Source organism: Fusobacterium perfoetens, from assembly GCF_021531475.1.
Classification (GTDB): domain Bacteria; phylum Fusobacteriota; class Fusobacteriia; order Fusobacteriales; family Fusobacteriaceae; genus Fusobacterium_B.
In genome coordinates this window covers 1-309 of the sequence record NZ_JADYTX010000085.1, presented here as the reverse complement: position 1 = coordinate 309, position 309 = coordinate 1, and the positions used below count along the sequence as shown (strand labels likewise).

The following is a 309-nucleotide window of genomic DNA, read 5'->3' as shown; positions in this document are numbered from 1 at the left end:
GTTTACCGTCGTTTAAATAGTCAAAGGAGTGTATTTCCAAGCGATACAGCCCTATTGAAAGCTCTTTATTTAGCTACATTTGAAGCGACTAAAAAATGGACATCGACTTTAAGAAATTGGGGAAAAATTTATGGAGAACTTCAAATAATGTTTGAAGATCGTTTTTAATAAATAGAGATTAACTAAATATGAAAAGAACACTCTCTAAAGAGAGTGCCCTTGACATAGATTAAAATATATGGTAAAACCATATAAAGTAAAAATATTAAATTAAACAATTTTTATCATAGAAAGTTAAGATTTACAGAA

At 27.8% G+C, this 309-nt stretch carries 1 pseudogene; it reads left to right on the top strand.

Annotated elements, in window-relative coordinates:
• Positions 1-168 (top strand): annotated as a pseudogene (locus tag I6E15_RS10100) (IS256 family transposase); the annotation flags it as partial.
• Positions 169-309 lie beyond the last annotated feature (141 nt).